The organism is Chitinophaga sp. RAB17 (genome assembly GCF_052114225.1).
Classification (GTDB): Bacteria; Bacteroidota; Bacteroidia; order Chitinophagales; family Chitinophagaceae; genus Chitinophaga.
Genome location: NZ_JBFREI010000008.1, coordinates 13,063 through 39,727, shown reverse-complemented (window position 1 = coordinate 39,727; position 26,665 = coordinate 13,063). Strand labels below are relative to the sequence as shown.

The window sequence follows — 26,665 nt, the reverse complement described above, 5'->3', positions numbered from 1 at the left end:
TGAGGGTCCAATGTAAACACATTGTTAACAATAGCTGAACTTAATGTTAAGTTAAACTAAACTTCGTTTAGTTTAACAGCTTTTAGCCATTAGCTTTTAGCTTTTAGTAAAAATGCAGCGTAAATCAACAATTGTTGATCTACGCTGCATTTTTACTAAAAGCTAAAAGCTAATGGCCAAAAGCTATCAATGGGTTACTTTAATAGCCACATACTCGCATTGATATCATCTGTAGTTCCTTTAAACTGATTTTGCAGGGAAGCCGTCCAGTTAATAGTGTTAGCTGAGCGCTCTGAGTCAGGGTACTTAAAGCGTTTAGGGATAACACCACTGTTACCGGTGCCAGCACCTACGCTGAAAGTAGGTACACCGGTTCTTCTCCAGTTGATATACGCTTCCCAGCCGGAATTTTCAAAGAAGGCCAGGTATTTCTGTGTCAGGATCTGGGCAAGCCCCTGAGCATTGTCGCCCTGGTACTTAACAGTTGCCTGTTTGTAATAGCTGTTTTCGAAATCAAATGGTATTTCATAACGTTTACCACCATACGTTTTTACGATAGATCCCGGTGCTTCAGCAGGAACACCATAAAAGCCCAACGAAGCCTTAATACCTTTTTTATACCAGGCCTCTGCATCACCATCTACCCATTTACGGTTGATGGCTTCTGCCATATTAAAGCACAGCTCAGGAAAACCAAGGATAACACCAGGTTCCGCAGCATAATTGCTATAGTAACGGCTGCGGCTGCGAACGGAATATACCGCTGTATCTACGTTAGACATATTGGCCGACATATCACTCTGGCTGATACCTGGCTCCGCTCCTACATAAGCAGTAATATCTGCCGGTGTTTTGTGCGCCACTTTCAATTGTGCGGTAGCTGGTTCAGCAGTGACATAGGCACGCGGATCATTCAGTTTTACCAACGCATTAAGATAGGTAGCAGACATATTATAACGTGTAGCATCAAAGCCGAGATTATCCGGATTGGAGGGGTACTTATTGATGTTATTATAGATAAACTGCAGGTTCTGGTCCATTGATTCTATCAACGGATACTTAGTAGGATTACTAACAATTGCTTTGAACTGTTGCGCTACTTTCAAATCAGCATCGGCTGTTTTCTGACTCAATGTAATGAGTACACGTAAATGGAAAGTATTTACCGCACGTTGCCATTTAGTCATATCATTACCATAGTAGAAATCTCCTTTCAGTAACTGTCCTTCTGCGGTAATGCTTTTATCTGGATTGGCTATTTGCTGCGCCAGTTGTGTATTTGCATCTTCCAGCCACTGCAGGATCTGCATAAACACCGCCTTCTGATCATCATACTTAGGGGTTAGTCCCAACTTGCCCTGTAAGGCATCTTTCATTGGTAAATCTCCTACCAGGTTAGTCATACGATAAAAGAACCAGGCACGGAAAAACTTGCCAAGTGCATTATATGGATTCACGGCTTGTCCACCGAGGCGGCTGGCTTCCCCTTCCATTTGTTGCACGTTCATCATGGAGTAATAACTGTTAAAATCAGCACCGCCCCAGTCATAACGCTGATCACCATAGTAGTTGTAATTGCAGCAATCAAACTGGTTCCAGCGCATAATGTTGCTCCAGGGTTTATCTGCATTCATATCTGCCAATACCCCACCTAACACCAGGCTTGGCGGCACTTTAGAAGGTTTGTTGGTATTGACTGCGTAATCCTCATACTTCTTGTTACAACTGCTGAGGACAGCACCTGCTAAAGCGATGATGGTAAATATTTTAAATGATTTCATACAAAGCGTGTTTAATAATTGAAACAGATCAGAAGCTAACATTCAGGTTAAAGCCATATCTTTTAGTGGTAGGTGTTTGCAGGGTAGAAGATCCCTGATCTGCACCCGGATACTGGTCGACGTCCACATCTTTATTCTTCGCGAAATAAAGCAGGTTCCTGCCCACAAAAGATATGCTGGCTGCTCTGATAAAAGTACCTTTCAGTAAGGTTTGTGGCAAAGCATACCCAATAGTTACTTCCCGGAGTTTGGCAAATGTTTTACTGATCACATTCGCTTCATTGGTCTTATAGTATACGCTGATATAATCCTGCAGGAATGCTTTGGTGTTATTGGGTGCGTATTGCAGTTTATCATAGTTGGTAACGTTACCGTTATTGTCATATTGGATAGCCACATTGTTACTTACCACTACTCCCTGCCCCTGATAAGATTTCACACCTTTGTAATCCTGGTAGCGGGCTTCTCCCATAGCACCTTCTGTGGTTAGGATATTACGTCCACCGCGGAAAGTCTGCTGCTGAATATAATCAATCATACTGCCACCTACGCGGCCATCAAACTGGAAACTGAGGCTGATACCTTTATAGCTGAAGTTGTTATTGATACCCCAAACCCAGTCAGCGCTGGCATTACCAAGGAATTGCTGTGTAGGGTTTACAATTGGACGGCCATCGGAACCATTAATGATCTGACCATCCGCTGCTCTTACGAATTTAGTACCATAGATCTTATCTACCCTGTCTCCTACTCCTACATAAGCATTCAGTTTGGTTTCGTTACCATAAATGCTCACATACTTTTCCTGGAAGGTAGACCAGTTGGCCGTAACGTTCCAGTTCAGACCATTGGGGTTTCTTAGCGGGGAACCATTAAGGGAGATTTCATATCCTGTTTTCCGTGTATTCACACCATTGATACGGTTTTTAGCAAACCCTGTGGTGCTGGATATAATCACATCATAGATCTGTGGACCATTCTTGCTGGTGAAGTAGGTAGCGTCAATGCCTATACGATTTTTAAGAAAACGTATATCCATTCCAGTTTCAAACACCTTAGTAGCAAAAGGTTTCAGATCGGGATTGGCAATAGTTTGTGAAAGTGTGGCGCCTGCCTGATTCTGGTATACCGGTGTTACGTTATAGAATGGCGTATTATAAATAGGACCATCATAGGAAGACTGGTATTCAGAGCCGTATCCGAGCGGGTAAGTTGCCAGTGGTGTAGCACCGATAGTAGCCTGGGTAAAGCCTCCCTTCACATTGGCATAAGAGCCTCTGAGCTTCAGGAAGGATATTGCAGCAGGTAAAGCTACATAATCAGATACCACTGTACTTAAGGCTACAGACGGATAGGAATAAACATTATTCTGAATAGGCAGATTCGATGCTTTATCGATACGATCTGTCAACGATATAGTGGCATATTTTCCCAGATCAATATCTACATAGCCATAAGCACTCAATACCAGCATTGGCGCCTGGTAATTGGTAGCAAACAATGGATCACGTGTGTTACCAAATCCATACCATCCTGGTGCATTCAGGTAGTTGGTAGATACATAGCTGGAGTTGTATTTATAGGAACGTGCATTACCACCTACAGAAGCATGAATACCTATTTTACGAGGGAACATGTTGGTGTAGGATAACAATATGTCCGTGTTGTTTTCAAACATGGAACGCTTATCTTCCCTGTAGTCTCCCTTACCTTCTTCACGACCATAAGGATGAGCAGAGAAAGGTACTTTCTCATTTCTCATCAGGTCGTAGCTGGTAATTTGTGTACGGGCCAACAGCTCCAGCTTATCATTAATTTTGTAGTTCAGTTTTGCGTAACCGTTGATATCTGTTTTGTAGTGACCACGTAACCATTCATAAGTCATGAACCATGGATTATGGTAGCGTTGGTATTCTGCATAAATAGACTGAATACCTTCCTTACCAGGCTGCCAGTAGTTGCGCATATCATCCATGCTCCAGTCGGCGCCGGCCCATATCAGGGTGTTATAAATAATACTGTTGGGGCCATAGGTTACATCCGGGAAGTTATTGGAATACTGCCGGTTGTAGTTCATATAGGCATCCAGGCGCAGGCGGGAAGAAAAGTTGTAGCCTGCAGAGATGTTGAAGTTGGTAATATTCAGGGAAGTGTTGGGAACAATTCCTTTCTGATAAGAATGCGACAGAGAGAAGCGCAGGTCAGCCTTTTCGGTATGTGACGACACTGCGATGTTGTTGGTGCTCAGCATACCTGTTTGCAGGAAGCGTTGCAGGTTATTTTTACCACGTGCAATCCAGGGGGTACCGGCACGTACTCCTGTAGTAGGATCTACGGGGCTATCGTACTGCGGTATCAATTGGCCTTCAAATTTGGGACCCCAAACATCGTAGTCACCATCATTGGTACCATTACCTTTACCGTCAACAAAGGCATATTTTCCATGGTCGCCGGGGCCATACTCATCCTGCACTTTGGGGATGGCATTAAACCCCTTTTCGAACATGGTGCTGGAGTTAAAATCAATAGACAGGCCGCGTTTATCTTTTGTTCCTTTTTTGGTAGTGATCATAATGGCGCCGTTCAGACCACGGGAGCCATACAGTGCAGAAGCAGTTACGCCTTTCAGTACAGTATAGCTTTCAATATCATCCGGAGCAATGTTCCAGGTATCAGAGTTGATAGGTACACCATCCACTACATAGAGGCCTATATTATTACCACGTAATAATACCAGGGGGGCAGACAGTAATTCTGCAGAGGCTCCTACAGTGAGACCTGCTACTTTACCTACCAGGCCGTTGATGGGATTGGGTTCGCGGGCTTTGATCAGGTCCGCTCCTTTTACTTCCTGTACAGAATAACCTACACGCTTTACTTCTTTTCGTATACCCAGTGCTGTTACGACTACTTCATCCAGCGCTTTTTTATCTGGCTGAAGGGTGATGGTAACATCAGTAGCGCCTTTAAGCGGGTATAATTCGGGCAAGAAGCCAATAAAGGAAATTTGCAGCACATCGGTACTGGCAGCGGAGATAGCGAAACTACCGGTGGCATCAGTAACTGCGCCGCGGTTAGCTCCTTTTACTTTCACTGTAGCTCCTATAACGGGCTGACGATCGTCACCTGAGATGACTTTTCCCGTAATAGCTTGTTGTGCATAAAGAGTGGTGGTAGTGAATAGCAGCAATATTAAGGCGCATAGCTGCCTTATGAGCGCCCGATGTAGATTTGATTGCATGTAAATGTAGGTTTGGTACTATTTTATTTACATGCGAAGTTTGCGCTCTAATGTGATCAGAATGTTAACATATACTAAATTTAATGTTAAGTATTTGTATAGTTTACTTTTCGCTGTCGAGGAAGAAGTAAACCACCAGGATGAGTGCATTTTCTGCACCTATATTGCTGGGTTTATGCCCCAGGCGGCCATCGAAAAACAGGGAGTCCCCTTCTTCCAGCACATATTTTTCGTTGTCAATGAGGTATTCAACTGAGCCTTTGATGATGTATTTGTATTCATAGGCATCTGTTTTTACAGTCTGGGCGCGGGTAGCTCCTTTTTTTAGTTCCAGCAGGACGATGTCTACCGGGAAATTTTTCACATTTTTGGTAAGGACTCTTTTATATATAAATCCTTTAGCGGGTTCTTTTTCAAACTCCTGATAGGCGGCCTTTTGCTTGATGATTACTTTGGCGCTCTGGGTTTGCTGATCAATTTCATTGAAGAATTCGTTCATATCCAGCTGGAGAGCCTTGATAATATTGATCAACACCAGAAGTGAAGGAACAGTTCTATTGTTCTCTATCTGGGATATCAGCCCCTTGCTCACCTGTGCCCGGTCTGCGAGTTCCTGGATAGTAATGCCTTTTCCTTTTCTTTTCTCCTTGATCTTATTACTGATCTGAATGATAATATCCTCCGTCATATAAGTAGTATTAAAACAAATATAAGCAGAAAGCCGCTAGCATAAAACGTTCTGCATTCTGCCTATATTTACACAAATTAGCATTCATGTTCAGTATCGACCAAATTCTGGCTATTACCTTTACTTTATTTGCGGTCATTGACATTGTAGGCTCCATACCAGTACTCGTTTCCCTGAAAGAAAAGCTGGGTCATATAGATGCAGGCAAAGCCACGCTGGCTTCAGGCTTCCTGATGATCCTGTTCCTGCTGGTAGGGGAACCTTTTCTGAAATTACTGAGTGTAGATGTGCATTCCTTTGCTGTAGCAGGGTCTATTGTTATATTTGTTATCGGGCTGGAAATGATCCTGGGGCTGGAGTTTTTTAAAACGGACCAGGACGCCAAAGCCGGTAGTGTGGTACCTATTGCCTTTCCACTAATAGCTGGTTCGGGTACCCTGACCACTATTATGTCGCTAAAAGCTAACTTCGGACAGTACAATATCCTGGCGGGGATCTGTTTAAATCTGGTGATTGTGTACATCGTATTACGCTGCTTAAATTATATAGAACGCATGCTGGGCAAGGCTGGGCTGATGGTACTGCGTAAATTTTTCGGTGTAATTCTGCTGGCCATTGCAGTTAAAATATTCAAGAGTAACATCAATCTTTAATGTGATTTGGGATTATACTTTAGAAAATGTAGTTTTGCGTACTTTCCGGCCTCGTAGTACAATGGATAGTATAAGAGTTTCCGAAGCTCCAGATTCAAGTTCGATTCTTGACGAGGCTACAAACTAAAACCTTCAATAACGCCTGGGTGTGTATTGGAGGTTTTTTTTACCTGTTTTTTGTAGCCATAATACTTATCCCTAAAATGTAGATCTGTGAAAAAAAGTATCTTTTATTTACCCGGTTTGTTGATCCTTTCCCTAACAGCAAAAAGCCAAATTCAAAACCAGGCAACTGTTGCACAGCCAGCAAGCTTCTGGATTAATGGTATTGGTAACATGCGCTCGTCTGCTACCTATTCTCCTGTTGGTCAGGCACACTTAGTCCTATATAACGACTCTCTTGTAATCGGCAAACGACGCTGGGCACTCGGACTTACCAATGCCGCCACTGCTACTCCCAATAGTGGTGCTGATTTCGCGCTTTGGAATTATGATGATGCCGGAACTTTTATAGGAACAGCTTTCAGTGTTGCCAGGGCCAGTGGGCTTGTGAATGCACCTAAAGGCTTCTCCACGCCACTGATCAATTCCAATAATTCAGCTGGTGCTATAAGTATCCTCGGTGGCGCCACTGGTGTAGACAGCTACCGCGGTGCTGAAATAGGGCTCCGGGGAGGAACATATACTACAACGCCTGGTGAAATGAGTTTTCATACGGGAATTGGTGGCAGTGGCGCCTCCCAGCCGGAGAGAATGCGTATAGACGCTAATGGACTTGTTACTATGGGTTATGGTTTGAGATTAAACAATCCAACATCCAATAATATAAGCTTTGATCCCATTGGGTTGGGTGCGCCTACCTTTACTTCAAGAAGCCCAGGTACGAGGATCACGCTACATCCCGCGCTGGGGGCAGCATCAGGAGATTATGCCATGGGTATTGAATCTCAACACATGTGGTTTAGCATTAATGTCAGAAATAATATTAATGGCTTTAAGTTCTATGCGGGTACTGATCAGATAGGGCGGATCGACGGTGTCGGCAACAATCAATGGGAAGGACAGGGTCGATTTAAAGGCTGGCTCACAGGTACGGCTGCCGCGGGACCTGCGGCGGAAATTGGCGTTGCAAATGGAGTAGCAAGTATTATCGGATTTGACAGAACTCCGGGAGTAGCCAAATATATTCCGCTGGCACTTTCAGGGGGAACAACGTCAAGCAATCAAACAAGTGTTACTATTAACGAAGTAGGCATGGGCATCGGTACCACCACCTTCTTCGGAAAATTCAGTTTATATGATCCCAGCAACAACAAAGCATCTATTACTATGCAATCTGGTGGCGATAGCAGATTCTGGATCAATGAAGGTGATAACCTGTTAAAAATTGGTGCTACAGGTGGGTCAACCCCTCCGGCGCTGGGCGTAATCAATATTACCAATACCGGAAATGTAGGCATTGGCACCACGAGTCCTCAGTCAGAGTTTTCGGTCAAAGGTACCATTACCGCACAACGGGTAAAAGTAACCCAAACCGGCTGGGCTGATTATGTATTCCATAAAGACTATCACCTTCCAACTTTGCCGGAAGTAGAAAAATATGTCGCCACTCATCAACACCTGGAAGGAATTCCCTCTGCAGCTGAAGTGGAAAAAGATGGCATTGATGTAGGAGACATGAATAAAAAATTGCTGGCAAAGGTAGAAGAGTTGACGCTGTACCTTATTGAGCAGAATAAGAAGATAGCCGCATTGGAAGAATGGAAAATGCAGCAGGAGAAGAGCAAAAAGTAGCTAACAAATTATTATCGGATAGCCGTAAGCGTTATATCAGGCGCTTGCGGCTTTTATTTTAATATTATTGTTGCCCCCATAGCCACTTCCATCTTCTTTTCATTCTTTCCCGAAAAGTTGCTTTACGCATACACGTGACCACTACCTCGCCCGATAGATGTGGGCCCATTTCAATTTCGATTATAAGCGGCCCATTCTCCCGTACCGGTAATTCCTTTCTATTATATCCAATGTACGCAAACTGCAGGGTTACCTCCCTGTTACGCAAACTTTCCGGAACCTGCAACCGGAAGTTTCCTGTCGCATCAGTGGCAGTGCCAAAGGTTGTTCCTTTTATTATAACAGAAACGCCTGGTAAGGATGTTTTGTCCTGGCTGTCAATTATTTTTCCGACTATAACCCGCGATGTATCGAACGGCGGCGGTATAGCTGCTTTTGTTAGTTCTGCTGGTGCAGCAAATGGTATATGAATAAAAGGTACTTTAACCGAACTCGCAGTGGTTTTTGAAAGACCAGTGATCACCAGCAAAGTGGTTAATACCGCTGCAGAAAGCACACTTCCCTTTCTTTCCTGCTTATCCAGTATGCGATCCAGTTGAGAAGGATTAAAACGACCACAAATTTTTTGTGATGGCCCACTGAAGATATTGACAATTTCTGCATCGGTTAACGTGCTAAAATCAATTACTTTCTTTTGACAGCTACCACAGAATTTCCCACCGTCTGATGAGCTCATATCTCTCCAGGATTCCTGGCAGGGCTGGGGAATTGCGGCGGAAAAAGTACCTGATCTTTTCATGAAGTATAGTGACTATTCTAAATTACATTTTTCCCGAATGATTACCAATATTCACTACCAGTATATCTAAGCGATATATTCCATAAACAAAGAAGCAGGTCAGAAATGACCTGCTTCTTTGTTTATGGAATAACTGATTTATTCGCTCATTTCACTCAACTCCAGCCAGCGCATTCCCTTATCATCCAGTAATTGAATGATCTCTCCTATTCTGTGCGTCATGGGTTCCATTTTATCAAAAGCAAGTTCTCCATTGGCTAAAGAAGCTTCAATAGTTTTCTTTTCTGTTTCCAGTTTTTCTATTTCCTTTTCCAGCAATTCCAGTTCTCTTTTTTCTTTAAAAGACATTTTTTTGCCTTTGTTCTCAGCCGCAGGTGCTGCTACCACTACTGGTTCTGGCACTACTTCTTTTTTGGGAGCGATAGTCTTTTTCTTATCTTCCTCTTTCTGCCATTCACGGTACTGGGTATAGTTTCCAGGGTAATCGCGGATTTCTCCATCTCCCTCAAATACAAACAGGTGTTCTACCAGTTTATCCATGAAGTAACGATCATGGCTTACAATGATCACACAACCCTGGAAGTCCTGTAAAAAGCTTTCCAGGATGCTGAGTGTAGGCAAATCCAGGTCATTGGTAGGTTCATCCAATACCAGGAAGTTGGGGTTGCGGAATAAGATAGACAGCAGGTGCAATCTTCTTTTTTCACCACCACTCAACTTGGAAATATAAGTGTATTGTTTTTCCGGAGGAAAGAGGAATAGTTCCAGGAACTGGGCGGCACTCACTTTAGTACCATCTGCCAGCGGAAAATTTTCTGCGATATTCTTCACAAACTCTATCAGGCGCATATCTTCTTTCACCTCCAGACCTGTTTGGGAATAATTACCAAACACAATGGTTTCACCGATGTTGATCTTACCGGAGTCTGGTTGTTCTGTACCCAATAACATGTTCAGGAAGGTGGATTTACCGACCCCATTCTTACCTACTATACCTACCCGTTCTCCTTTTTTGAAGGTATAATCCATGCCTTTCAGAATTTTGAGATCGCCGAACGACTTGTATACCTTCTTCAGTTCCAGGATCTTTCCACCCAGACGAGTCATTTTAACATTCAGCTCCAGTTGTTGATCAGCTACTTTGGTACTGGCCTTTTCCTTTACCTCGTAAAAAGCATCCTGCCGGGATTTGGATTTTGTAGTACGGGCTTTAGGCTGCTTACGCATCCATTCCAGCTCTTTACGATACAGGTTGCGGGCTTTATCTACGCTGGATTTATCCATTTCCTCCCTTGCGGCCTTCTTTTCCAGGTAATTTTCATAATCTCCTTTGTAGATAAATAATTGCTCCTGGTCTATCTCCATTACTTCATTACATACACTGTCGAGGAAATAACGATCATGCGTTACCAGTAGTAAAGTCACTTTTTCCTGGTCAAGATAATTTTCCAGCCACTCGATCATGGATACGTCCAGATGGTTGGTTGGCTCATCCATGATCAACAAAACATGCTTATGTTCGAAGCCAATTTCGATCAATACCTTCGCCAGGGCAACTCTCTTTTGCTGTCCGCCGGACAAAGAACCCACTGGCTGATCCAGATTGTGTATATTAAGTTTTCCTAATATTTGTTTTACCTTGGTATCAAAATGCCAGGCATTTAATTCATCCATCCTGCTGATGGCATCTGTTAATTTATCAAGGTCCGCGATGTCCAGTTCATGGCCTTCCTCTGTAAGCAGTTCATATTCTTTAATGGCATTCAGAACAGGGTTGTCATGATTGAAGATGTTCTCAATCACTGTTTTAGACATATCGAAATCTGATTGTTGTTCCAACATTACGACAGTAACATCCTTATGTATCCATACTTTACCGCTGTCGGGCGCATCCTTTCCCAATAAAATCCGCAACAAGGTGGATTTACCGGTGCCGTTCAGCGCTACCAGCGCTATTTTATCTCCTTCTTCTATATGAAAAGAAATGTCTTTGAATAATGGTTTGGTCCCAAAAGATTTGGTAAGCCCTTCTACTGTAACGTAATGCATACCGCGAAGTTATAAATTATCAGCAACACTGTAAGGAAAGCGGGGATTATGTATTTGATATTATGTTTTTTTTCGTATATTCATTATAGGATAAGTGGAGTTTCCCGTACCTCATAACTTTTTATAGAAATACAGCATTTCGGCCCTTTGTCCATTATTATCCTCCCCCTCTTTGCGTTAAAATAATAAAAAAGCCCTTGCGCTGATAAAGCGGAAGGGCTTGCGTGTATTTATCATAAATACAAGGACTATCAATTAAAAATCATGTTTGGCTTCTCATCATCAGTTACTAAAAAGATTCTTTTCCGTCAGCAATCCATCAATGGCGTTACCCGTAATTTTAGGAATTTGACTACCAGAGAAGCTTTTGGCAGAACACCAATTCGTTGTTGGAAAATTTACTATTATACCACTGTTGCGCTTCTTCTTAAAAATCATTGCAGTAGCGGTGGTTTTAAAAACTCTGAACCCATAATCAAAGGCCAGCAACTCTACTTTATTAAACTTTAGAACTTTATTATCAATCACAGGAAATCCCTCTTTATCAAAACTTTCAAGAGGAGCACCATCATATTCTACAGTAGGACAATTAATGATATCTCCCTTCTTTATACTAAGCCCAGCGAATAACGGAGAAGAAGGATTGGTTATTTTAAAACCTTTCCAACCATCATTCTGACCCGAATTGCCATACCCGCCCAGGTCAAAGTTACAACCAATACTCTGATTGGTATGATACTTCAACAAAGCATTTGTCCATACGACATTCCTAAGTGAATCGGGCCCGGATGGTTCTTCAACCCCTCTGTAACAAATAACCTGATTTTTCTTATTGTTATATGAAATCTGCCACCACATTGTGTTGCCTGACAATATAAGCGCGTGATTTCCTTCATCCACCCATTTGTCAAAGTTACGCCTAGCCGTTCTTGTCCAATATTCACTATGTCCTATGATAATCAGTATTTTACCTTTTATATTTGAATAGTCTTCCAGGTCCACATCTGCGATCAGATTATATGAGTAGCGCTGTTTGTTTACCCATTTCAGGAATCCGTCAGCATAAATGCTGAGAGGAATAGGTCTTAAGAAAGATACCTTCTTAAGGTTAGGCTTTGTATAAAGACTTCTTCGCCCTGATTCGCAATATGCATTTTCAGTATTACTGGGATAGACTACGGTGAAATCAACACTTCCTGTGTTGTCTTTAATAACAATAGGTATTCTATTCGCCACAAGATAAATTCCGCTCTTTAGTGTTGGCACTTCAAAGCGCACAGGGTTGCTATATTGATACCCATCCTGAGAAGGTATTTCGCCCTGTGGTTCCTGGTGCCCAATTTTTTTAAAAGGTACATCAAACTGTCTTACCCCATTAACATCATAAATAGCGATTTTATTATCTGTATATGACTTGTCTGAAGAAAGATACAAACTGACACTATCTCCTACTTTGTAGGATTGCTTATCCGGGTAACCATTTTGTATAGCTTTGCTGTCCAGAGCATCTATTTCTCCTCCCACTCCGGGGTTTACTTCCCTTGCTAACCCGGACTTGGAGCAACCTTGCAACAAACCAACAAATATTAGACAGACATAGGGAATTAATCTGTAACGTAATCCGTTAATCATTATACTTCTTATTATTTAACTATAGCAACCAAAGCCCGATATATGGGTATACAATTATATTCTAAACGTTAGAATAATGATCCCCCCCTATTACTGCATCGCGCTTTTACCTAAAACATTGGTTTTCTCGGCGAAGACATCCACGTAAGTGCAGGCAATTGGTTAGGGACGGATTGCGTATTTAAAGTATCAGTAATTGTTTTTAAGAATGATATCAATTGCAGTTTTTCTTCATTAGTTAATTTCAATGGCTTTTCGGATAAAGTTTGATGTGGTAATACTATTCCCCAACCCTTTCCCCCACCTTTATCATAAAATTCAATCACTTCCTCAAGACTGCTATAAACGCCATTATGCATATAGGGAGCAGTCAGCGCTATGTTTCGTAAAGTTGGCGTTCTAAATGCATATAAATTGGGCCAGGCAGGATGCTGCAAATAACCTCCCTTATCGGGGTCAATCTTTTTCACATTCTTATCTACAGGTACACCAATAACCTCCATTTCACTCCTGTTAAATCTGGGAGGGACTGCACCATTAAACAAGGGAGCGAAGTGGCAGCTACCACATCTAGCTTTCCCCATATAAATGTTAAATCCTTTAATTTCAGTTGTACTCATTTGAGAATGATCACCTCTCACATATTTATCAAAGCGACTGTTCAGTGTTGTTAAGGAACGGATATAGGACGCTAATGCGTTTTGCAAATGGTAAGGGGTTACCACTTCTCCATCCATTGGAAATGCAACGTTAAAAAGCTTTCGATAGGCATCACTTTTCCTGAGTGTTGAAATAATAACATCAACGTTGCCGTTCAACTCATTCTTGTTTGAGATAACATCAGCTATCTGATCTTCCAGATAGGTTACACGGCTGTCATAAAAAAAGGCTGGCTGCAACCCTGCATTTATTAATGTCAGTGCATTACGCTGCGTAGTTTTACCGTGAACAATTCCGTTGCTGCGGCTCAAGCCATCTGTAAATGCTCTTCCCGGCTGATGGCAGGTTCCGCAAGAACGCTCTCTATTACCTGAAAGGACTGGATCAAAAAAAAGAAACTTCCCAAGCACCACTTTTTTATCCGTCAGTTGATCATCAACACTACTGGTAAAGTAGTCGGGCCTGAATGCTTCACTATCAAAAACACTTATTATTGAGGAATTTAACGGACTACTATTATCCGTTCCGGCTATTCCCAATTTATCGCCCGCTTCCTTTAATGCAGCGGCAATAGGATTAGCATAATTAATGATAAAAAACATTCTGTCGAAGCCGGAAAAATCCTCATGTTTCTCTATATACACCTTCGATCTGGAAAGCAGCTGGGATAATTTCTTGTAAGTATTGGGAGCTACTGCCGCTAATTGTGTACGGTATATTTCAGTTACTTTCTTCAGGGAAAATAGCATTTCCCCACTTTCTATAATGGCATTCCCTGATTTGTCGGTATCATAACCTACAAAACCGAGTGTTGTCATTTCTATCAGACTGCTCTTCAGTGCATCGAAAATAAGTGCATCCGACAAGTCCATATTTTCTGCATCTGTACGTAAGCGCCTGAAAAAATTATTCAATGCCTGGCTTTTTGCCACAAGCAGCTTTCTATCCTGTAAAGTCAGGGAATCCTCAAATAAAATGGCTTCAATTACCTGAAAGCCTTGCGGCATGATAACCTCGTTTAGGTTATCTTCTATTTCAACTTCAGGTACAGGAGGACCATTGATTAAGCGTGCCATTGCCGTATCATGATAGTCAATGAGGAATGCGCTTCTTTTATAGGCCAGCCTTGCTTGTTTAAACTGCTCCTGCAGTGATTTCACGCTTACATTGACCTGAGCCAATTGCTCACTTAACCGATGAAGAATATTATCACAATCATTAAGATTCTGAACATAGTACTTTTTCGTTTCCTGTATCGGGTCCTGGCTAACTGTGTTGCATGCGCATAAAATTAATCCTTTGATAATCAGAAGGAATAACGTACGCCGCTTCATATGCTTAATAATTTAATGAAATAAGTTCAATGTTTTACAACGGAGAACAATGTTATCACTTATTCAGACAATTGAGATAACACATTCATACTATTTAAGCTAAAAACGGATGAGAGCTGCTAATGTTACTAAAAGTCGTAATAAAGATTCCTGAAGCTGCTTCTTAAGCCAATACTAAAAATAAGGTCTTTTTTATCGGCGAGATCATTGTTCTCCCTTCTGGCTGCCAGAGACATTTCCAGTCTAAGGTTATTTTTAGGATTTAACACATAGGCAACCGTACCCTGTGCATACAACAAGTTAGTAGCGATACCTTGTCCTATATGATTACCATAACTGTTAACCCGGGTGTCATAGGATTTAAAAATATCCTGTCCGTAGTTGGTTTTCTGATCAGGATCTATCCCATATTGTGACCACATCAATTCCCCTTTAGCATACCAACGGTTTAGCCTATAGGTTGCAATACCCAATACTTCCCGGAAATTAGCCCCCAAAGGATGCGCTAAAGACTGGTAGAAATGAGCATAATTCGTGTTATTGGTTCTGTAAGAATAAGTATAGGGCCTTACTGTATTATACTCTCCCTGAAGATCCAACCCTCTTACTTTGAAAAGGTCAAAACTCCGGAATCCCATTTGTACTCCCCACTTATTTGCCCAGAAACCGTCACTACTGAACATTTGTTTCAATATAAATTCATCCAGCAATAATTGACCATATACAGTAGTTTTGGGCAAAACCTTATATTTTACGTTCATTCCTATCAGTGCATTATCTGATGATCCACCGGAGAACTCTGCTGGTCTCAGGAAAATAATGGGGTTCATATAACTCCAATCGAAACCTCGTTTCCGCCCGCTTGAATCTGAGTTCGGCCATATTACTGCATCAAATAATCCAATCGTTAATTTTTTACTTACATTCCAATCAAGAAAATGGAATACACCCCATTTTTTAGGATACCCAATGTCTTGATAGGCTTGTGTATATGACTCATCAGCCCTGTTAATAAACTGTGCCCACATGGCAGTATATTGAAACTGACCCAACTTGGCCGTTATCTTCAGATAAGGATAACTGAACTGTATATCTGATAATAACAAAGATCTATAGCCATCGCCAATAGCGTTCTGGCCATATCCAAATGTAAAATTCAGGTACTTATTGGGTGTATAGGAAATGAGAGCAGAAACATTGTTATAATCGAATCCTTTATTGTACAACTTCGTGCCACCCTGGCCAGGCACAATTCCTCTTTTGCGAATAGTTGAGTCGAGATAGGTGGGAAATACGCCCTGATTTTCATAAAATGAACTTTCGAAATAAAAGTTAGTCCCTATATTCCCCTGTACTCTGGCTCCGCGGGTATTGAGCCAGGTAGTTTTGCTACCATCCCTCGTTTTCCCTACCTGGAAATCCGGTAGAAAATCGATGAAAACATTGTAATCTTTTTCCCTAAACTCAAATAAATGCTCCAGCAACAGTTTACGATATACCCAACTGTGCTTCTGCGTAGCCGGTTGGGTATACATGGCAGAAGTATCTTCATGCAGAATAGGCTGTACAGCTGTGTGATGATTCACACTATCCATATACAATTCACGAATATTCAATGAATTATACATATTGAGAACAGGCAGCTTTTCCTGTGCGTAACTCTTAATACCCAGTAAAAGTACTACTGCGGTCCAAAGAAAATGTTTCATTGATAATGAGGTTTGCAATAAAAAAATGGATCCCTAAGTCTAATGGAAATAACCAAAGACACTTTTCGTAATTAATAAAAATGATGTCAATTATTTTCTCGACCAACCATGCATCAGAATATCTTTGTACACTGCTGATATTCCATCCGTTAACTTTATCCTTGCCTGCCACCCAAGATTATTCAACTTACTTACATCCATTAGTTTTCTGTAAGTGCCATCAGGTTTGGTGGTATCAAACACCAGTTTTCCTTCATACCCAACAATACCGGCAATCATATGCGCCAGATCACTGATTCTGATATCCTCACCTACTCCGATATTTATCAGACCGGGTTGATCATACGCTTGCATCAGATAAAAACAGGCATCAGCCATATCATCGGCATGTAGAAATTCTCTTCTCGGCTCACCCGTTCCCCATATCACGACCTCTTCTTTTCTTTCTTCCTTTGCTTCATGAAACTTTCTCAGTAAGGCGGGCAATACATGAGAATTGGTTAAATCGTAGTTATCATTCAGCCCATAAAGATTAGTGGGCATAACAGAAATAAAGTTGCAACCATATTGATCACGGTAAGCATCACACATTTTTATTCCTGCAATTTTTGCTATTGCATATGGTTCATTAGTCGGTTCCAACACGCCGGTAAGCAGGTATTCTTCTTTTAACGGTTGAGGGGCATGCTTGGGATATATACATGATGAACCAAGAAAAAGCAATTTTTTTACTTTTTGCAAATAAGCCTGGTGTATCACGTTATTTTGAATCATCAGATTTTCATAAATAAAATCTCCTTTAAAGGTATTATTGGCAACAATACCACCAACTTTAGCAGCTGCGAGGATAACGTAATCTGGTTGTTCTGTTTCAAAAAATGCAGTTACAGCTGCCTGATTACGGAGATCCAGTGTATCTGACGTTCTTGTAATTATGTTGTCGAAGCCACTTTGACGTAGTTTTCTAAGAATCGCTGATCCAACCATTCCACGGTGACCAGCTACATAAATTTTTTCCGACGGGTTCATAAACAGGTTATTCAAACTGATTCAAAACTTTGTATCCTGCGTCTTTTAATACCTTCTCTTTATTGAACAATTCCAGATCTGCACTTACCATTTCCTTTACTAATGCAGGCAAGTCATATTCTGGTTCCCAGCCTAACTGTTTTTTAGCTTTTGTTGGATCACCAATAAGTAACTCTACTTCGGTTGGTCGGAAATACCTTGGATCCACAGCCACCACTTCCTGGCCCGCTTTGATTTTAGATTGAGGATCTGCAACACTTTTCGCAAAACCCTTTTCATCAATACCAGTTCCTCGAAATTCAAGCGTAACACCAACTTCAGAAAACGCCATCTCTATAAAATCTCTCACACGGGTGGTAATACCTGTAGCAATCACAAAATCGTCCGGAGTTTCCTGTTGCATCATCAGCCACATTGCTTTCACGTAGTCTTTTGCATGTCCCCAGTCACGTTGGGCATCCAGATTCCCCATAAACAATTTGTCTTGTAACCCCAGTGACATCTTTGCCACAGCCCGGGTAATCTTCCTGGTAACGAAAGTTTCGCCTCTCAACGGGCTTTCGTGGTTAAACAGTATACCATTACAGGCAAACATATTATAAGCCTCACGATAGTTAACAACAATCCAGTAGGCATATAATTTAGCGACTGCATAAGGGGAGCGGGGATAAAAGGGTGTTTTTTCAGTTTGAGGTACTTCCTGAACCAGTCCATAAAGTTCTGAGGTGGAAGCCTGATAAAATCTGGTCTTTTGGGTAAGTCCCAAAAGACGCATGGCTTCCAATAACCGCAATGTTCCGGTGCCATCCACATTTGCTGTATATTCGGGGGTTTCAAAACTAACCTGCACATGGCTCATAGCGCCCAGATTGTAAATCTCATCTGGCTGTACTTCCTGGATGATGCGAATCAGATTTGTAGAATCCGCCAGATCCCCGTAATGCAGTTTAAGCCGAACATTTGTTTCATGGGGGTCCTGATATAAATGATCAATTCTATCTGTATTAAGCAGAGAACTTCTTCTTTTAATACCATGCACTTCGTAGCCTTTGGCCAAGAGTAATTGTGCAAGATACGCGCCATCCTGCCCTGTAATTCCTGTTATAAGTGCCTTTTTCATAATTGTAAAACCTGTTCAAATATGGCAAAAATAAACATTTCATATGGTAAAGAAAGCATCTCAAATACTGCCCGTCTATTCACACTGCTTTTTCACCATATTAATAACCTTAGAAACTCCTGGCCGGCAAGTCTTTGAAAACTTTATACGGAAGGTCTGATTCAGGGGAAAATATCACCCAGGCTGTCAGGAAAACTATCTTCATATCCGTCAAAAAAGAAAAATTACGCTGATACCATAGTTCTAATTCTCCTTTATAAGGTGCAATCACCTGCGCATAATATTCTTTGGGTGGTAATGTGGTTTCTGACAGCATTTTCTCCTCATCCCTAAAGATAATGGAGCCTATTCCTGTGATACCGGGAGGAACGTCGTAAATACGCTCTTTTACGTGCTCCGGGTATACATCAAAATCAACCTTCATTTGCGGTCGTGGGCCGACAATGGACATATTACCTATTAGTACATTAATAATTTGTGGTAGTTCATTCAGTTTGGTGATACGCAGAAAGCGGCCAACATGTGTAACACGTGGATCATTACGAAGCGTCAAGGACCCTGTACCCATATTAGGACTATTTTTCAACATGGTAGCAAACTTCCAGATATTGAAATATTCGTTCTTATACCCAATTCTCTTCTGAAAATAAAATATTTCACCTTCCCCCGTGAAACGTAGTAACAACAGGATGGGAATAAGAAATGGCAATAGAATTAATAGTATGGTAATCGCTACAATCAGGTCAATTATTCTTTTAATAACTCTGTACATGGTATGGTTATTAATTACATTTTCTGGTCAAGAGACTTACCAGTCTCAATATGTTGAAAGTCGGGCAGATAATCCTGCAGCAGGTGTACTATTTCTTTTTTAGAGAGCTGATCATTTTCAAAAAGCTGTTGGAATTTCAGTAACAATAGCTCCAATTCCTCCAGATTTTTCTGTGGCACGTCCTTTATTATGCCCAGCATTTGGAAAGACGACCAGTCGATTTTTTCGTTTTCCGTGTAAAATTCTTCATAAGGTTTCTCACCAGATGTATCTGAATTGAAGAAATACACCGGATACGCTTTACTATCGTCCCGAAGATTAACAGCGATCTCTCTTGCTTCGTCCTCCGAATTAGTATATCTGATTTCAAATCCCAACTCCTTCAGCAGTTCTTCGGCGATAAAAGTAAAGGTGTGCATATCCTTTTCAGCATCCAATCTTGGGAAGAAAATATCACCTGACTTACCAAGTAAACAGGCCATCATGCATATCTCTCCGGATTCTTCGGGCGATACAAAAAAACGTTTGATGTCCTTTGGCGCAGAAAACGGTTGTCTCCGGGTAAGCCGTTCCATAAATCCAAATGGCAGGCTCCCATTAGAAAAAGCAACATTGGCGAACCTTGCGGTAGTAATTTTCATTTTACCAGCATATCCCATTATCACATCCTCCATCATTTTTTTGCTGGCGCCCATTATATTTACGGGGTTAGCCGCTTTATCGGTGGAAACGCAAAAAAAATGTGATGGCGGCTGCTTCATTAACTTATCCAGTAGATCTTTGGCTTTTAGTACATTGTTCTGGATCATTGCTTCAATCGACAATTCATCCTTTTCACTTCGTACGTGTTTATGTGCAGCAAAATTTGCTACAATATCAAACCGTCCATATCTCGACAGGATTTTGTCAAAGATCGGATCTGAAAAATTCACCGGATAAGTAAGTAAAGTATCCGGAACGCTCAGATTATTGCTACTTCTTATATCCCGTATAACTTCCGTAAGTCCGTTCTCATTAATATCTACAATAATCAGCCGGGAAGGTTTTCCGTTTCTAAGCAACGCTTTTACAAAGGAACTACCTATAGTGCCGGCACCGCCTATCACCAATATATTTTTTCCGTCAATCTCTTTTGAAAGTAATTGTTTGTTTGCTGCAATGTCTTCAGACAACAGACTTTGTTTTCTGCCTGTTATCTTCTTTATAAAATTGTATAAATCAAAATTACGCACCTGTATATCCTTTTTAGTGAAGAATCTATTGCTGACTGAAATAGCTGTATTTATACATTTAAAACAGGAATGGCTTCCCTGATAGTACTAACAACTCTTTTCAGGTCAGTATCCGTGAGATCCGATCCGGAGGGTAAACAAAGGCCATCTGCAAACAGCTGCTCTGAAGTACCATTACCATAAAACGGGCTTGTCTGGTAAATGGGCTGCATATGCATGGGTTTCCAAAGAGGACGGGATTCAATATTATTCTGTTGTAGTTTAGCTGCAATATCCTGTCTTGTTATGCCTCCGGTTTGAACCGGATCGATAATGATAGTGGTTAACCAGCGATTGCTTTTAACGCCTTCTTGCTCTGAGAGAAAACTAACTCCCTCGAGTTGAAGATGTTGTTCATAAAAATTATAATTGCTCCGGCGCTTTTCTATACGATCTGCCAACACGATCATTTGGCCTCTGCCTGCTCCGGCACATAAATTACTCATCCTATAATTATATCCTATTTCCGTATGCTCATAATGCGGTGCGGGATCCTTTGCCTGCGATCCAAGAAATTTAGCCTTGTTTGTATAATCTTCATTGTAGGAAACCAATGCTCCGCCACTTGAAGTAGTAATAATCTTATTTCCATTAAATGATAATATACTCATTGTTCCGAAAGTCCCGCATTGCTTGCCGTCAATAGAAGAACCCAGGGCTTCTGCAGCATCCTCTATAACGGGAATATTATATCGTGCCGCAACTTCCAGTATATCGACCATCTGCGCAGGCATACCATATAAATGCACAGGAATAATTGCTTTTGGAACTTTCCCTGTCAATTTTATTCTATCTTTTATCGCTTCTTCCAGCAGATTGACGTCCATATTCCAGGTCAACTTTTCGCTATCGATAAAAACAGGAGTAGCTCCCAGATATCTGCAGGGATTGGCAGAAGCTGCAAAGGTCATACTCTGACAGATGACTTCATCGCCCACCTGAACACCTGCTATAATCAGTGCCAGATGCAATGCTGCTGTGCCCGAACTCAGTGCTGTTACCTTTATATTTGTATCCATAAATGCAGAAAGATCGGATTCAAACCCATCTACATTAGGGCCTAATGGAGTTACCCATCCGTTATCAACTGCATCTACTATAAATGCTTTCTCATGACCACCCATGTGGGGTGCTGACAATATAATTCTTGATTGGCTTGACATAACCTAGTAATATCGTATGAATTTTCAGGATTAATATAAATTATTTTTTGTTCCCGGCTACCGCCAGCTTTAATACTTTCACGTTACCTATCAACGATCCAAAACCGTATGAAAAGTGTAATGTTGCGAAAGCTCTTATCAACTGAAGCCAGTTTGTTCCTTTATCACGTATTTCTCTTGTAATAGTTGCAATAAACAGGAAGTAGAAAAGTAATACTGCCCCTCCAAGCCACCAAAAAACAGGATGCAAAAAACCAAGAATCAAAGCCCCTAACAATCCCAGCACAAACATCAAAGGTACGAAGTGCCTCAATGACAGGCTTTGAATTGTACCAGAATAATACACTGTGAGCGGATTCCAATACCCATTTTGATAATTCTTCCTGGAAAAACTTTTAAGATCCTCTGCTGAAAAATAATCTACGGAAACATCCGGAACCAACAATATCTTCCCTCCCTGATTCTTAATTCTCTTATTAATTTCTATATCCTGGTTCCGCACCAGGTCTTCATTAAAATAGCCATACTTAGTAAAAACACGGCGATTATAACAACCATAAGCAACGGTATCCACTTCCTGTACTTCCGTATTCTCCATCTTGTACATAGAATCACCCACGCCCCATCTGTGACTTAAAGCAGTTCGGATGGCCACCGATAAAGGGGTCTCATGTTTTGCCTTAACATACACTCTTCCTCCAACAATATCTGCATCGGTATCCTTCCCGTACTTGACAAGCTTACTGATGTAATTAGCAGGATAGGTACAATGTGCTCCCATAAGTATCACAAAATCTCCTTTAGCCTCCCTGGCCCCAATGTTAAATCCTGTTGTCGAAATCTTCTTTTCGTTACTAAAACAGAAAATATTCTTATGGTCCTTTGCCAATTCTTCAACTATAGCAACGGTGTTGTCGGTACTCTTTCCATCTATGATGAGAATTTCTGTCAATTCAGCGGGGAAATCCTGTTTAAGCAGGCTGGTAACACATTCTCTGATGTATCGTTCTTCGTTCCGACAAGCCAATATTAGGGAAACTACGCACATATTGTTTTTTCTACGAATATAAAATGGCTAAAATTACAATTTTTGGTGCGAAATAGCTCATTTTTAATAATTACTAAATTAAGAATTCAGCCAACATAAACTCTTCACTAACGCTATAGGGCAAGGACTACATCATTCTTCATTGTTTTTTACTACTTATTTTGTTCCCCGAAACAGACATGTTGAACGGTACATAATATTGACGAATATAGCCGTCTCTGCTGATGCTTGAGCTCTCATTGAGGATCAGATTTCTCTGACCTACGGCCTTTATTCTTGAATCACTGACAGGAAGCGCCTTCGACAGGGCATTAACAGAAGAGGAAGCTCTGGCGCTAACGTCGGATACGGCTGATCCTGCATTTGCTGCCGTAGGGAGAATTCTGATAATTTGATTATTGGCAATTGTTCCTCCCAAAGCAGGTGCCCCCCTTATAACTATTGCAGGTGATGCCGAAGTATCCCTCAGATAGATGGTGTTATTGTCGATGTTTACTGAATCTCCTGCTAAATTAGTACCATCTTTCCTGTCTGACCCTCCGTGCATGTCAAACACTTGTTCCAATGGAATAGAATTTGGCAATACGAGGTTGTAAGAAGCTCTGTAGCCCGTGCCAGCCACCCCTGTGCCGGCAACAGCATGACGATTATAATCAAAAATATTACCACGAATAAGCGCTGATCCTTTATCAAGGCTGACACCATACCCCAAACCTATGCGTCTGTTATGATGAATATAGTTATGATCGATAAAGGCAACCGCTGAATTTCTGACAAAAATGGCACTATGACTCCAGCCATAGATCTCGTTATTAGTAATCTTCACATTTTTAACGCCATTACACTGAATTCCATCGGAAACAGGTAAACCATAAGGTTTATCTCTTATTTCCTGATCAGGACCTTTTATCCTGAGTCCGGTTATCGTAGCATTGCTGTTGGGTGAAAACAAGGGTGATTTGTCATAGCTGTCTGTAAATAATAATGCGCCCTTGCTCTTGTTTCTTCCCCGGTCACTGGCTAATATAACACCGTCTGGAATAATGACATTTTTCTCCGTACTCAAATCTATTGTAGCATTTCCCTTTACGAAAACAACCTGTCCAGATTTTGCCTTTGACAACGCCGATAGTAACGAAGTCTTGTCACTAACGGTAAAGTCCCCCGAAGTATAACCTCCTTTATAAGAAGGATATAACAAGGCTAAGCCACTACTGACCTTTACTCCTCCTACACTATTACCGTCCACAGTTAGCATTCCTGACTGCGCAACAGCTGTTTGAGAGCAAAATATCACAACAATGATAATTGCAAAAAAAAGGAATCCAACATCAAGGGTCTTCCTAAAAAAAGGATTTGGTTTTAACGGTTTCAATAATAACATAAAAATGTTTTTTGAGATGCAAGTTTTAGTTTTTAAATAATTACGGCTAACGATATGATGAAGTTACACAATGTCCAACAATAATCAGCAGTATTGATCCAGCCGCCTAACGTCCGAATAGCAATAGATATACTACAAAGAACATACCCTGAATGTTTTCTAATGAAATTCTAATCTTTACGCTAAAGGTTTTAAGCTGTTTTTAATTCTTTCTATAACAGAATACATCTACCTTTAAATTGTGAATACACCTGTAACAAATATATAGTTTACCTGGTTAATCGTTTCTCATCCAAAAATTTATTCTTCAGTTTAACATCTATTCATTACAAACAATATCTCTTGTTACACAGTCTATTTAAACTACGCTGTTGCAGGAAAACACGGCTATTACAGGAATCCATTGTATCATCGCCTACATCCACAAACTATACCTATCCTGTTAGATAAAAAAACATTCACCTAATAGAGGGGAATGAATCATATAACGTTCTTAAGAAAAGATATTCAACAGTTGAGGCCAAATAACATTAGCCTGATTGTTAGTGGGAAGAAGTATTAGATAAGTTTTAAAAAGCGGAACCAAGTATGTGCGGTATCTCAGGCGTTATTTCGCCTACAAACCCTATTGCAGACCTTAGAGGAATTATTGAAGCCATTGTATCAGATCAATACAGACGCGGCCCAGACAAAAGTAAAATAGCAGTTGTATCTGAAAGTCCTTTCAATGTAGTCTTTGGTCACAACCGATTAAGTATTGTTGATCTTAGCCAGGCATCTGATCAGCCTTTATGGGATCATGAATCTGTTGTTTGCATCACCTTCAATGGAGAAATTTATAATTTTCTCGAATTAAAAAATGAGTTGCTAAAAAACAATGCTGTATTTAAAACAAGCGGTGATACTGAAGTTTTACTGGAAGCGTATAAGATGTGGGGCATCAGTTTTCTTAGTAAATTAAATGGTATGTTTTCATTCGCACTATTTGACAAAAGGCTTGAAAAAATTTTCATAGTGCGTGACAGATTTGGAGTTAAACCATTGTACTATCATCACGGTAAAGGCGCTTTCACTTTTGCATCTACTACGCGCGTGATAGCAGAAAAATATCAGGCCTCCATTGACTACTCCTATTTATCCAAAGGAATCAGATATTATATTTATGAGGACGATTCCAACACTTCTTCATACAATAATATCTATTCACTGAAACCCGGCCATTTTCTTGCAGTGTCTCTTGAGCATTCGCAGCTTTCCGTTTGCGAGCAACAATATTACCATCTTCAGGAACAACGCGATGGCGGTATGAAGAAATATAAGGAGATCTCATCAAACAACTATCCCAATCAACTTGAAGCATTATTACATGATGCGGTAAAAATACGATTGAGAGCAGATGTACCGGTGGCTATATCATTAAGCGGAGGGCTTGATTCGTCAATACTCGCGTCTATTGCCGCAAAGCAGCAAAAGGGTATAGTAGGGTTTCACTATGGCCATCCAGATGCAGCTGCATCAGAAGGTCCACTTGTTGCAAAATTAGCTAAGAAAATAAAAATTGACATCCAATATTGCTGGCCAAAACGAGAYGAAATAATTGAAGCATTTTATGCCTGCGCAGATGCACAAGAAGCTCCATACGCCGGTCCTGCTGTAATGGCGCAAAACATGGTATATAAACTTGCGGCTAAAAATGGGATCAAAGTATTACTGGGCGGACAAGGAGGCGATGAATTCTTTATGGGGTACAGGAAATATCAGTTCTATCAGCTGTTTCAATTCTTAAAAGATAAAAAGTTGAAAGATGCGGTCAAACAAGGTACCAACCTACTAAGACTTTTCTGGATTGAGAAAAACAGACTTTCCATGTATATCAAGTTCAGCAAGCGTTACTTCAATTCCTCCGGACTGGAAACACTATTGGATATTGAAAAAACATCTTACCAGATGAATTATAAAAACAATGATGTACAGTATGCTCAACTAATGGACATCTACAAAACAAGCCTACCTACGCTACTACGTTATGAGGATCGAAATTCTATGTACCATAGCATGGAGAGCCGGCTGCCGTTTATGGATTACAGATTGGCTGAATTCGCGTTTTCAATGCCCAATGAGCTTAAGGTAAATAAAGGGTATGGCAAATGGGCCCTTCGTTCCATTACCGAGGGACAGATACCTGATGAGATAAGGTTGGCTCGATATAAAAGAGGGTTTGACGTTTCACAAAACTGGTATGAAAATGGTTTGGGGGGCGTAATCCGTGATGAAATAAGAAAGAATGTTCACAAATTCAAAGGTATACTTCCTTCAGATCTAAATATTACAGCCAGGTATTCGGATAAAAATCTCCGGGACAATAATATCAATTTTGTAGAAGCAAGTACATTACTTTGGTTAGCAAGAAAATATTAAACCGCTGCCAGAATATATTACCTGATTTTTCCCTTCTCTCATTATCAGAAATGACTACCCTGCTTATAAATTTCATATGCATAAAAAATCCTGACTCATTCTTTATTAAATGAGTCAGGA

The 26,665-nt window shown here is 40.9% G+C and carries 18 protein-coding genes and 1 tRNA gene; 4 read left to right on the top strand and 15 right to left on the bottom strand.

Annotated features, from left to right (window positions below):
• Positions 1 to 194: 194 nt before the first annotated feature.
• From AB4Z08_RS24100 to AB4Z08_RS24090, 3 genes are all read right to left on the bottom strand, one after another.
• The gene (locus tag AB4Z08_RS24100) at positions 195 to 1,781 is read right to left on the bottom strand and encodes a SusD/RagB family nutrient-binding outer membrane lipoprotein (RefSeq protein WP_441576348.1); all 1,587 of its coding nucleotides are present in this window, start codon (positions 1,779 to 1,781) and stop codon (positions 195 to 197) included.
• Positions 1,782 to 1,809: 28 nt separating this feature from the next.
• Positions 1,810 to 5,022 carry a SusC/RagA family TonB-linked outer membrane protein gene (locus AB4Z08_RS24095; RefSeq protein WP_441576347.1) on the bottom strand — a complete coding sequence of 1,071 codons (3,213 nt, stop codon included), beginning with the start codon at positions 5,020 to 5,022 and terminating at the stop codon, positions 1,810 to 1,812.
• Positions 5,023 to 5,125: 103 nt separating this feature from the next.
• Positions 5,126 to 5,710: a helix-turn-helix domain-containing protein gene (locus tag AB4Z08_RS24090; RefSeq protein WP_133807488.1), complete on the bottom strand. Its 585-nt coding sequence runs from the start codon at positions 5,708 to 5,710 to the stop codon at positions 5,126 to 5,128.
• A gap of 86 nt (positions 5,711 to 5,796) precedes the next feature.
• Here AB4Z08_RS24090 and AB4Z08_RS24085 point away from each other — a divergent pair, with 86 nt between their 5' ends.
• The 3 genes from AB4Z08_RS24085 (at position 5,797) to AB4Z08_RS24075 (ending at position 8,157) form a co-directional block, all read left to right on the top strand.
• A complete protein-coding gene (locus AB4Z08_RS24085; protein WP_331960556.1) occupies positions 5,797 to 6,363 on the top strand; it encodes a MarC family protein in 567 nt (188 codons plus the stop codon).
• A gap of 47 nt (positions 6,364 to 6,410) precedes the next feature.
• A tRNA-Arg gene (locus AB4Z08_RS24080) sits at positions 6,411 to 6,482 on the top strand.
• Positions 6,483 to 6,576: 94 nt separating this feature from the next.
• A complete protein-coding gene (locus AB4Z08_RS24075) occupies positions 6,577 to 8,157 on the top strand; it encodes a hypothetical protein (protein WP_441576346.1) in 1,581 nt (526 codons plus the stop codon).
• A gap of 64 nt (positions 8,158 to 8,221) precedes the next feature.
• Here AB4Z08_RS24075 and AB4Z08_RS24070 read toward each other — a convergent pair whose 3' ends face one another.
• The 12 genes from AB4Z08_RS24070 to AB4Z08_RS24015 form a co-directional block, all read right to left on the bottom strand.
• Positions 8,222 to 8,956 (bottom strand): carboxypeptidase-like regulatory domain-containing protein, encoded by a 735-nt coding sequence (locus AB4Z08_RS24070; protein ID WP_441576345.1) that lies wholly within the window; start codon positions 8,954 to 8,956, stop codon positions 8,222 to 8,224.
• A gap of 138 nt (positions 8,957 to 9,094) precedes the next feature.
• Positions 9,095 to 11,005 carry an ABC-F family ATP-binding cassette domain-containing protein gene (locus AB4Z08_RS24065; protein WP_441576344.1) on the bottom strand — a complete coding sequence of 637 codons (1,911 nt, stop codon included), beginning with the start codon at positions 11,003 to 11,005 and terminating at the stop codon, positions 9,095 to 9,097.
• A gap of 282 nt (positions 11,006 to 11,287) precedes the next feature.
• Positions 11,288 to 12,637: a N,N-dimethylformamidase beta subunit family domain-containing protein gene (locus AB4Z08_RS24060; protein WP_441576343.1), complete on the bottom strand. Its 1,350-nt coding sequence runs from the start codon at positions 12,635 to 12,637 to the stop codon at positions 11,288 to 11,290.
• Between the two features lie 110 nt (positions 12,638 to 12,747).
• Positions 12,748 to 14,631: a cytochrome-c peroxidase gene (locus AB4Z08_RS24055; RefSeq protein ID WP_441576342.1), complete on the bottom strand. Its 1,884-nt coding sequence runs from the start codon at positions 14,629 to 14,631 to the stop codon at positions 12,748 to 12,750.
• Positions 14,632 to 14,759: 128 nt separating this feature from the next.
• Entirely contained in the window at positions 14,760 to 16,340 is a 1,581-nt protein-coding gene (locus AB4Z08_RS24050; RefSeq protein WP_441576341.1) for a hypothetical protein, read from the bottom strand.
• A 90-nt stretch (positions 16,341 to 16,430) separates the two neighbouring features.
• Positions 16,431 to 17,369, bottom strand: a complete 939-nt coding sequence (fcl, locus tag AB4Z08_RS24045) for a GDP-L-fucose synthase (RefSeq protein WP_441576340.1) — start codon at positions 17,367 to 17,369, stop codon at positions 16,431 to 16,433.
• Positions 17,370 to 17,376: 7 nt separating this feature from the next.
• Positions 17,377 to 18,489, bottom strand: coding sequence for a GDP-mannose 4,6-dehydratase (gene gmd, locus AB4Z08_RS24040; protein ID WP_441576339.1), 1,113 nt, complete (start codon positions 18,487 to 18,489; stop codon positions 17,377 to 17,379).
• 109 nt (positions 18,490 to 18,598) lie between these two features.
• Entirely contained in the window at positions 18,599 to 19,261 is a 663-nt protein-coding gene (locus AB4Z08_RS24035) for a sugar transferase (protein ID WP_441576338.1), read from the bottom strand.
• Between the two features lie 14 nt (positions 19,262 to 19,275).
• Complete coding sequence (locus tag AB4Z08_RS24030) at positions 19,276 to 20,493, bottom strand: SDR family NAD(P)-dependent oxidoreductase (RefSeq protein ID WP_441576337.1); 1,218 nt, start codon at positions 20,491 to 20,493, stop codon at positions 19,276 to 19,278.
• A gap of 50 nt (positions 20,494 to 20,543) precedes the next feature.
• A complete protein-coding gene (locus AB4Z08_RS24025) occupies positions 20,544 to 21,695 on the bottom strand; it encodes an aminotransferase class I/II-fold pyridoxal phosphate-dependent enzyme (RefSeq protein WP_441576336.1) in 1,152 nt (383 codons plus the stop codon).
• 40 nt (positions 21,696 to 21,735) lie between these two features.
• Complete coding sequence (locus AB4Z08_RS24020) at positions 21,736 to 22,743, bottom strand: glycosyltransferase family 2 protein (RefSeq protein ID WP_441576335.1); 1,008 nt, start codon at positions 22,741 to 22,743, stop codon at positions 21,736 to 21,738.
• 139 nt (positions 22,744 to 22,882) lie between these two features.
• Positions 22,883 to 24,127 carry a right-handed parallel beta-helix repeat-containing protein gene (locus tag AB4Z08_RS24015; RefSeq protein WP_441576334.1) on the bottom strand — a complete coding sequence of 415 codons (1,245 nt, stop codon included), beginning with the start codon at positions 24,125 to 24,127 and terminating at the stop codon, positions 22,883 to 22,885.
• Positions 24,128 to 24,715: 588 nt separating this feature from the next.
• Here AB4Z08_RS24015 and asnB point away from each other — a divergent pair.
• Positions 24,716 to 26,545, top strand: a complete 1,830-nt coding sequence (gene asnB, locus AB4Z08_RS24010; protein WP_441576333.1) for an asparagine synthase (glutamine-hydrolyzing) — start codon at positions 24,716 to 24,718, stop codon at positions 26,543 to 26,545.
• The last annotated feature ends 120 nt before the right edge of the window (positions 26,546 to 26,665 follow it).

What these genes read in the sequence shown, in the direction of transcription:
- AB4Z08_RS24100 (WP_441576348.1), bottom strand. Translation starts at nt 1,781, where the DNA reads ATGAAATCATTTAAAATATTTACCATCATCGCTTTAGCAGGTGCTGTC.
- AB4Z08_RS24095 (WP_441576347.1), bottom strand. Translation starts at nt 5,022, where the DNA reads ATGCAATCAAATCTACATCGGGCGCTCATAAGGCAGCTATGCGCCTTA.
- AB4Z08_RS24090 (WP_133807488.1), bottom strand. Translation starts at nt 5,710, where the DNA reads ATGACGGAGGATATTATCATTCAGATCAGTAATAAGATCAAGGAGAAA.
- AB4Z08_RS24085 (WP_331960556.1), top strand. Translation starts at nt 5,797, where the DNA reads ATGTTCAGTATCGACCAAATTCTGGCTATTACCTTTACTTTATTTGCG.
- AB4Z08_RS24070 (WP_441576345.1), bottom strand. Translation starts at nt 8,956, where the DNA reads ATGAAAAGATCAGGTACTTTTTCCGCCGCAATTCCCCAGCCCTGCCAG.
- AB4Z08_RS24065 (WP_441576344.1), bottom strand. Translation starts at nt 11,005, where the DNA reads ATGCATTACGTTACAGTAGAAGGGCTTACCAAATCTTTTGGGACCAAA.
- AB4Z08_RS24060 (WP_441576343.1), bottom strand. Translation starts at nt 12,637, where the DNA reads ATGATTAACGGATTACGTTACAGATTAATTCCCTATGTCTGTCTAATA.
- AB4Z08_RS24055 (WP_441576342.1), bottom strand. Translation starts at nt 14,631, where the DNA reads ATGAAGCGGCGTACGTTATTCCTTCTGATTATCAAAGGATTAATTTTA.
- AB4Z08_RS24050 (WP_441576341.1), bottom strand. Translation starts at nt 16,340, where the DNA reads ATGAAACATTTTCTTTGGACCGCAGTAGTACTTTTACTGGGTATTAAG.
- fcl (WP_441576340.1), bottom strand. Translation starts at nt 17,369, where the DNA reads ATGAACCCGTCGGAAAAAATTTATGTAGCTGGTCACCGTGGAATGGTT.
- gmd (WP_441576339.1), bottom strand. Translation starts at nt 18,489, where the DNA reads ATGAAAAAGGCACTTATAACAGGAATTACAGGGCAGGATGGCGCGTAT.
- AB4Z08_RS24035 (WP_441576338.1), bottom strand. Translation starts at nt 19,261, where the DNA reads ATGTACAGAGTTATTAAAAGAATAATTGACCTGATTGTAGCGATTACC.
- AB4Z08_RS24025 (WP_441576336.1), bottom strand. Translation starts at nt 21,695, where the DNA reads ATGTCAAGCCAATCAAGAATTATATTGTCAGCACCCCACATGGGTGGT.
- AB4Z08_RS24020 (WP_441576335.1), bottom strand. Translation starts at nt 22,743, where the DNA reads ATGTGCGTAGTTTCCCTAATATTGGCTTGTCGGAACGAAGAACGATAC.
- AB4Z08_RS24015 (WP_441576334.1), bottom strand. Translation starts at nt 24,127, where the DNA reads ATGTTATTATTGAAACCGTTAAAACCAAATCCTTTTTTTAGGAAGACC.